The 6903-nt window shown below is 40.3% G+C and carries 6 protein-coding genes, 4 tRNA genes and 1 pseudogene; 8 read left to right on the forward strand and 3 right to left on the reverse strand.

Annotated elements, in window-relative coordinates:
• The first annotated feature begins 19 nt into the window (after window positions 1–19).
• Window positions 20–96 (forward strand) — tRNA-Asp (locus tag F0249_RS19320).
• 141 nt (window positions 97–237) lie between these two features.
• A pseudogene (locus F0249_RS19325) lies at window positions 238–1247 on the forward strand (IS630 family transposase).
• On the opposite strand, the gene pssA reads toward F0249_RS19325, so the two are convergent.
• Window positions 1204–2544 (reverse strand): CDP-diacylglycerol--serine O-phosphatidyltransferase, encoded by a 1341-nt coding sequence (gene pssA, locus F0249_RS19330; protein ID WP_171757549.1) that lies wholly within the window; start codon window positions 2542–2544, stop codon window positions 1204–1206. The pseudogene F0249_RS19325 and the gene pssA sit on opposite strands and share 44 nt — an antisense overlap.
• Before the next feature lie 98 nt (window positions 2545–2642).
• Window positions 2643–3068 carry an N-acetyltransferase gene (locus tag F0249_RS19335; protein ID WP_017051020.1) on the reverse strand — a complete coding sequence of 142 codons (426 nt, stop codon included), beginning with the start codon at window positions 3066–3068 and terminating at the stop codon, window positions 2643–2645.
• A gap of 66 nt (window positions 3069–3134) precedes the next feature.
• Between F0249_RS19335 and murB the strand changes: the two genes are divergently transcribed.
• Window positions 3135–4181, forward strand: a complete 1047-nt coding sequence (gene murB / locus F0249_RS19340) for a UDP-N-acetylmuramate dehydrogenase (RefSeq protein ID WP_171757550.1) — start codon at window positions 3135–3137, stop codon at window positions 4179–4181.
• The gene (gene birA, locus F0249_RS19345; RefSeq protein ID WP_171757551.1) at window positions 4178–5143 is read left to right on the forward strand and encodes a bifunctional biotin--[acetyl-CoA-carboxylase] ligase/biotin operon repressor BirA; all 966 of its coding nucleotides are present in this window, start codon (window positions 4178–4180) and stop codon (window positions 5141–5143) included. The genes murB and birA overlap by 4 nt, the downstream gene beginning before the upstream one ends.
• Before the next feature lie 27 nt (window positions 5144–5170).
• Here birA and coaA read toward each other — a convergent pair whose 3' ends face one another.
• Complete coding sequence (gene coaA / locus F0249_RS19350) at window positions 5171–6094, reverse strand: type I pantothenate kinase (protein ID WP_171757552.1); 924 nt, start codon at window positions 6092–6094, stop codon at window positions 5171–5173.
• A 208-nt stretch (window positions 6095–6302) separates the two neighbouring features.
• Between coaA and F0249_RS19355 the strand changes: the two genes are divergently transcribed.
• From F0249_RS19355 to F0249_RS19370, 4 genes are all read left to right on the forward strand, one after another.
• Window positions 6303–6378, forward strand: a tRNA-Thr gene (locus tag F0249_RS19355).
• Between the two features lie 34 nt (window positions 6379–6412).
• Window positions 6413–6497, forward strand: a tRNA-Tyr gene (locus F0249_RS19360).
• A 38-nt stretch (window positions 6498–6535) separates the two neighbouring features.
• A tRNA-Gly gene (locus F0249_RS19365) sits at window positions 6536–6610 on the forward strand.
• A 188-nt stretch (window positions 6611–6798) separates the two neighbouring features.
• Window positions 6799–6903: GTP-binding protein (locus F0249_RS19370; RefSeq protein WP_238928544.1), on the forward strand; the 105-nt coding region annotated here is incomplete at its 3' end.

Consider the following 6903-nt stretch of genomic DNA (forward strand, 5'->3'; position numbering starts at 1 on the left):
ATAGTGAGTTGACCACTGCGGAGTGGTAGTTCAGTTGGTTAGAATACCGGCCTGTCACGCCGGGGGTCGCGGGTTCGAGTCCCGTCCACTCCGCCACTTATTTAAAAAAGCCCTAATCGAAAGATTAGGGTTTTTTTACGTTTGCCGTTTGGGAGAATAATTGATACCAACCGGAAAACACTCTGATACCAATTCCGTTAATTTATGATCTAATGTGAACTCTTAAAAGGAGTCCTTATGAAGCATGATTTTCCGAGCCTGATTAATTCCACATCCAATGCTCGACTTAGAATGCGTTATTTAGCCGTTTCTTATTTTGTTGACGGTAAAAGTCGCACTAAAATAGCTAAGTACCTTAAAGTTAGCGGAGTAAGCGTCAATAAATGGGTCCAAGAATATGTTATCGAACACGCAGCTTGAAAGTGGCGGTCGCCTTCAAGCGAGACATTGGGCTTTATATAGAAAGCCATTTCGATACATCATATAAAAAGTCGGCGCTCTATCAGTTATTACATGAAATAGGTCTGAATTGGATCACTACTCATCCTAAACATCCTAAACATCCTAAACATCCTAAACATCCTAAACATCCTAAACATCCTAAACAGTCAGTTGAAGCCCAAGAAGCTTTTAAAAAAAACAATCGAAACGGTCCTTAGGATCCCTGGTCTGTAGCCTTAGAGGATGTTCAAATATGGTTTCAAGACGGGGCTAGATTCGGTCAACGTAATACAACAACGCGAATATGGGCAGAGAAAGGTACACGCCCCCAGAGTAGTACAACAACAGCAATTCGAGTATGTATACCTGTTCGGCGCAGTATGTGTTACAACAGGAGAAGCTGAAGCGATAGTGGTTCCCCTGAGTAATATGGAAGCAATGAAAGAGCAACTCAGATTGATTTCTCAAGCCACACAGGTTGGCAAGCATGCCGTTGTTATCATGGATCAAGCGAGTTGGCATCAGAGCTATCTTGCAGATGAATTTGAGAACCTCACCGTCACCTATATCCTACCTTATTCTCCCGAGTTTAACCCTATAGAACAGCTATGGAGTTGGCTTCGCAAAATGAAGTAGCAAGCAGGTGTTTCGAAAACTATGACGATATCGTAGATACACTATGCGGTGCATGGAATAACGGCATTAGTAAAAAAAGCACCAAACTTGTAAGTTTAGTGCTTCTGTTTACCATGGATATTTCGTCTAGAGGATTTGTTTTAAAACTCGATCTGCTTTTACCCGAGTGACTTTTTTAATTAGTTTCTGCACTGTATCTGGATAACGCTCAACTTTGTCTAGCTGACGATAAGTACAAATTAACTGGGTATGCTGCAAAATATTGTCAACTTCAGAGCCAAACTTGTCAACTAGATGCTGATGGTGATCTTGAATTAAAATGCCATTTTCTAAATCTAGCTTCCAAGCTCGTGGGTTTAAATTATTCCCTGTGAGTAGCATGTAGCGTTTATCTATCCACAAACCTTTAAGGTGGAAACTGTTCTCTTCATGTTTCCATAAATGTATGGAAAGATTACGACTGGCAATGTGAGCTTCATTGGCTTTGGCAAAACTACGAAGATTTACTTCATACAGATAAGGCAATCCGCCAATTGTCTTAAAATCTTCCTCAGGAGAAATAAAGAAATCATTAGCTGTTTTATCTCCTACAACTATGGTGACTTTTACACCACGTTTTAGGGCCTTTTTCACTTCTTTTGCGATGCTTTTAGGGAAATTGAAGTATGGAGTACAGATGAATACTTCATCTTTAGCTTCCGCTATCAAATGATTTATTGTCTGGTTTAACTTATTGCGTCTTTTTCCAACGCCAACAAGAGGCGTTACCGCAATTTCATTTTCACCAGTTGGTTGATGTGCAAATTTATACTCAGAGTTTGCTAGTGACGCTCTAAGTTGGCGGATATCAGCCTTAATCTCTTTGGTACTTGGTTTATCTCGATCGGTTAAATCATTAACTGCAGAGTTTGCGATCATTTCAGATTGGACGAACTCTACCATACTGTTTGCTAGATCTTTATTCTCAAAGGTATGGTAACGGTCGAATCGGTAGCGTTCTTGGTAATTTAAATAAATATTATTCAAGCTTGCACCGCTATATATAACAGCGTCATCAATAATAAAGCCTTTTAAATGTAAAACGCCAAAGACTTCTCTACCTCGAACTGGAACACCGTAAACAGGCACTTTATGTTCGTATTTTTCGCTGAAAGATTTGTACATTGCCGCATTGCCATCGGACGAATCCGCGCCAATAAGACCACGTTGCGCTCGGTGCCAGTCAACACAAACATTGATATCCAAACCTGGGTTTTGCTGTTTGGCTTCGTACAGAGCAGTCAGAATTTCTCTACCAGCTTCATCATCCTCTAAATACAATGCAATAAGATAGATACGACTTTTTGCAGTCTTAATTGCATCTAATAAACGAATTCTAAAGTCTCTAGCGGATAGAATTACTTCAAACTTGTTAGGGTCTTGCGCGATAGTTGGCAAGTGTTCGAATGGATTTCTATTAGCGATCATCTTGAATTTTTTACCTTAGAGATATGCAAAATTGCGAACCTTCAATTTTACCAAAAACTACTAGCATATGACTAGTAAAGCGGGTTGTATCTTCATTTTTATCCTACAAATTGCATTGGAATGAGATCTTTCCCACTGTTTACATATCGCAGAAAGAGGCATTTTACCGAGTTTGGCATGTCATCAACTTCTACCCGAATAAAACAATGCTTTTGGTAAAAGAGTTCAAGGTGGCTGTATGCGAAACAATAATCAGATCGTGTGAGAATATTTGACTTGCAATGCGCCATCAATTTATTCGCTAGACCCATTCCTCTTTTTTCTGGAATCGTAAGCATGCCAGTTAGCAGACGGAAATGTTCGATCTCTCTAAACCTCACGACACCACTGAGTTGGTTTGATTCTGAAATGGTGATGATAAGTTCACTTTTCTTTGCTTTAGCTGAAGGGTAGTGATCCTTATACAATTTCTTGATCAGTGGAATTTTGATTGGGTCGAGCTGTTCTATCTTTACTTCTGACATTCAGTCACTGCGCTATTGGTTGGAGTCATGTAGAATTGAAATAGTGTAAGTTAACTCATAAAGACCATGCAATCATATCCTGACGTAAATTTAGATAAATATCATACATTCGGCATTAAGCAGAAAGCTCGTTTTCTTGTAGAAGTGACGTCAATAGAACAATTAATTGACGTTTTTCAAGATCCTGAATGGGAGGCTTTACCTAAGCTTGTTTTAGGTAAAGGGAGTAATGTTCTTTTTACCGATTATTTTGATGGTGTAGTGATCGTAAATCGAATCTTGGGGCGAGATATTAGTCGTGATGAAGATGATCTTTACTTACACGTTGGTGCAGGGGAAGACTGGCCAACACTGGTAAAATGGACAATCGAGCAATCTATTGGTGGTCTGGAGAACTTAGCATTAATACCAGGGTGTGCGGGATCTGCGCCTGTTCAAAATATAGGCGCTTATGGTATTGAGCTAAAAGATGTCTGTACGTATGTTGATGTTCTTTGCCTTGATACATTTAAGATCAAACGCCTAACAAACGAAGAATGTAAGTTTGGGTATCGTGAGTCTATTTTCAAACATGAATTATACCAAAAGGCTGTTGTCGTCGCGCTAGGTATTTGTCTATCGAAACGATGGGTGCCAAATAATCAATATGGCCCACTTCAAAAGATATCGGTAGACGAATTATCACCTAAGGCTATTTTCGATGAAGTATGTCGAGTGCGTATGGAAAAGTTACCGGACCCTGCGCTGCAAGGTAATGCTGGAAGCTTTTTTAAGAACCCGGTCATTAGCCGTGAAAAATACGAAGGCTTGTTAAGTCAATTTCCTTCGTTAGTGGCTTATCCGTTCGATAATCAATTTAAAGTTGCGGCAGGGTGGCTTATTGATCAATGTGCGTTCAAAGGTGTTGTATGCGGTGGTGCTCAAGTCCATCCTAAACAAGCCCTGGTTTTAGTTAACTCTGATAATGCAAGTGCTGATGATATTATAAAGCTTGCAGCGAACATTTATCAAACAGTCAAGGATACGTTTGGTATAGAGTTGGAACATGAAGTTCGTTTCATTGGTCGGCAGAGAGAAGTGACACTAACTGAAATCGAGAGTATTAATGCATGAAAGAGCACCAAGTTAAATTATCAATATTGAACTCACTTGCTGATGGAAAATTTTATTCAGGTGAAACACTTGGTGAGCTTTTGGGTATTTCGCGCGCAGCGATTAGTAAACATATCAATGGGATCCAGGAGTGGGGGCTTGATATATATCGTGTTCAAGGAAAAGGTTACTGTCTATCTAAGCCGCTAAACCTACTAAATCGAGAGCTATTATCGGAAGGGTTAATTCAGCCTTTTGAGTTGGTACCTATCATCGACTCAACAAATCAGTACTTATTAAATCAAGTTGGAAGCATTGATTCAGGGACAGTTTGTCTTGCAGAGTATCAATCGCAAGGGCGTGGCCGAAGAGGACGGCAATGGATATCACCTTTCGGTAGTAACCTTTATTTATCAATGTACTGGCGTCTTGATGCAGGTATGGCAGCTGCAATGGGGCTGAGCCTTGTTATTGGTATCGCAGCGGTTGAAGCTCTTGAACAGTTAGGTTTCGAAGGGATTAAATTAAAATGGCCAAATGACCTGTATTACCAAGATAAAAAACTTGGTGGAATATTAGTAGAAATGTCAGGGCAGGCAGGCGGAGCGGCGCATATAGTGCTAGGGATGGGGCTTAATATCTCAATGCGACCTGATATCGATGGTATTGATCAACCTTGGACATCTCTAGATGAACTCGCAGAGTCTCAGTTAGTTGATCGAAATATACTTGCATCCACTCTGATTGATTCTTGGACAAGCGCACTAAACGAATACGAACAGTTTGGGATGAAGGGATTTGTAGAACGATGGAATCGACTAGATAACTTTGTTGGAAGAAGCGTTCGCTTGCTTATTGGACCAAGGGAAGTGACAGGTGTTGTAAAAGGAATCGATGACCGTGGCGCAGTGTTACTTGAGACAGATAATGGAATAGAACCCTATATCGGTGGTGAAATATCGTTAAGAAAGCACGAGATATAAGGTTTAACTGATTATTGTCTGCAAGCTCTATTTACGTAATAAAACTTGCTCTACCGTATGGTTTTTTCCTTTACGCAAAATAAGGTGGGCTCTCTCTCTTGTGGGTTGAATATTTTCTGAAAGGTTTTTACCGTTAATGGATTGCCAAATGTTTCGGGCTTTCAATTCCGCATCTTGTTTAGTGAGTTGAGTGTAATGACTAAAATAAGATCCTGGTTTCGCAAATGCACCGTCTCTGAATTTCATAAATCGCTCGATGTACCACTGTTCAATCAGAGTGCTATCAGCATCGACATAAAGAGAGAAATCCAAAAAATCTGATATAAACACGTGATTGGCAGATTGGTTCTGTTCCGGCCCCCCTTGCAACACATTTAACCCTTCAATAATTAACACATCGGGTAAATCAACATTTTTCACTTCTGGTGTGATGTCATAAGTTAAATGTGAGTAGATCGGCGCTTGCACATTGCGTTTACAAGCCTTCACATCAGAGACAAATTGGATAAGGCGCTTAGTATTATAAGATTCTGGAAATCCTTTTTTGCTCATCAAATTGCGTTGCTCAAGCACCTTGTTTGAATACAGAAATCCATCCGTTGTGATGAGTTCAACTTTTGGGTGGTTTTCCCAGCGAGACAAAAGAGCGCACAATAGTCGAGCGGTTGTACTTTTGCCTACCGCAACACTGCCAGCAATGCCAATGACAAATGGTGGTGCGTGCCCTGTATTGCCGAGAAACTGGTCTAGTATTGAATTACGATTCTGACGAGCGGCAACGTATAGATTGAGTAGCCTTGATAGTGGAAGATAGATATCAACGGCTTCTTTCATGGTTAAGTTTTCATTGATACCTTGTAGCTCGGCTAAGTCATCCTCTGAAAGTGTCATTGGTACTGAGTTTCTTAACTCCGTCCATTGGCAACGGTCAAAAGACATAAATGGGCTCATATCAACTCTTTAGATAAATGAAAACGTAGAGAATGGAAAATACATCAAGAAGAGCAGAATGAAAATAATAATGCGCCTAGAATTTCTATGAAACGCTTGAATTGGTAAAAAATAAGCCGTATCAGAAGAAACTCGGAAAAAATATTATTTTTTTTCGCTTTAGCTATTGCAAGGTGGAAAATCATTCAATAGAATGCGCCCCACTTGTGCCGACTTAGCTCAGTAGGTAGAGCAACTGACTTGTAATCAGTAGGTCACCAGTTCGACTCCGGTAGTCGGCACCACTTTTTCCTTTATTGAGAAAAAGCTAAAAAATTTGGAGGGGTTCCCGAGTGGCCAAAGGGATCAGACTGTAAATCTGACGGCACTGCCTTCGATGGTTCGAATCCGTCCCCCTCCACCATATTCTAAAGGTAAAATAGCTCCAAAGAGTTGCGTATCGCGTGCATCGTATAATGGCTATTACCTCAGCCTTCCAAGCTGATGATGCGGGTTCGATTCCCGCTGCACGCTCCAATTCTAACGCGCTGGTTTGCTTAGTTGTTTATTTGTCCTTTTCAATAATGGCAAATAAACCTCAATACTGAGTCATTAATATCAGCGCGCTTTTAGCAAACTTTTCCTTTTGATATATACTTAATTGCCATATTTTTTGGTTACGTGGTCGTCAAAGCCACTTATATCCGTACCTAGAGGGACTATTCATGTCTAAAGAAAAATTTGAACGTACGAAACCGCACGTAAACGTTGGTACTATCGGCCACGTTGACCACGGTAAAACAACTCTAACTGCTGCTATCTGTACTACA

Source organism: Vibrio sp. 03-59-1 (assembly GCF_013114135.1).
GTDB lineage: Bacteria > Pseudomonadota > Gammaproteobacteria > Enterobacterales > Vibrionaceae > Vibrio > Vibrio cortegadensis.

What these genes read in the sequence shown, in the direction of transcription:
- pssA (WP_171757549.1), bottom strand. Translation starts at nt 2,544, where the DNA reads ATGATCGCTAATAGAAATCCATTCGAACACTTGCCAACTATCGCGCAA.
- F0249_RS19335 (WP_017051020.1), bottom strand. Translation starts at nt 3,068, where the DNA reads ATGTCAGAAGTAAAGATAGAACAGCTCGACCCAATCAAAATTCCACTG.
- murB (WP_171757550.1), top strand. Translation starts at nt 3,135, where the DNA reads ATGCAATCATATCCTGACGTAAATTTAGATAAATATCATACATTCGGC.
- birA (WP_171757551.1), top strand. Translation starts at nt 4,178, where the DNA reads ATGAAAGAGCACCAAGTTAAATTATCAATATTGAACTCACTTGCTGAT.
- coaA (WP_171757552.1), bottom strand. Translation starts at nt 6,094, where the DNA reads ATGAGCCCATTTATGTCTTTTGACCGTTGCCAATGGACGGAGTTAAGA.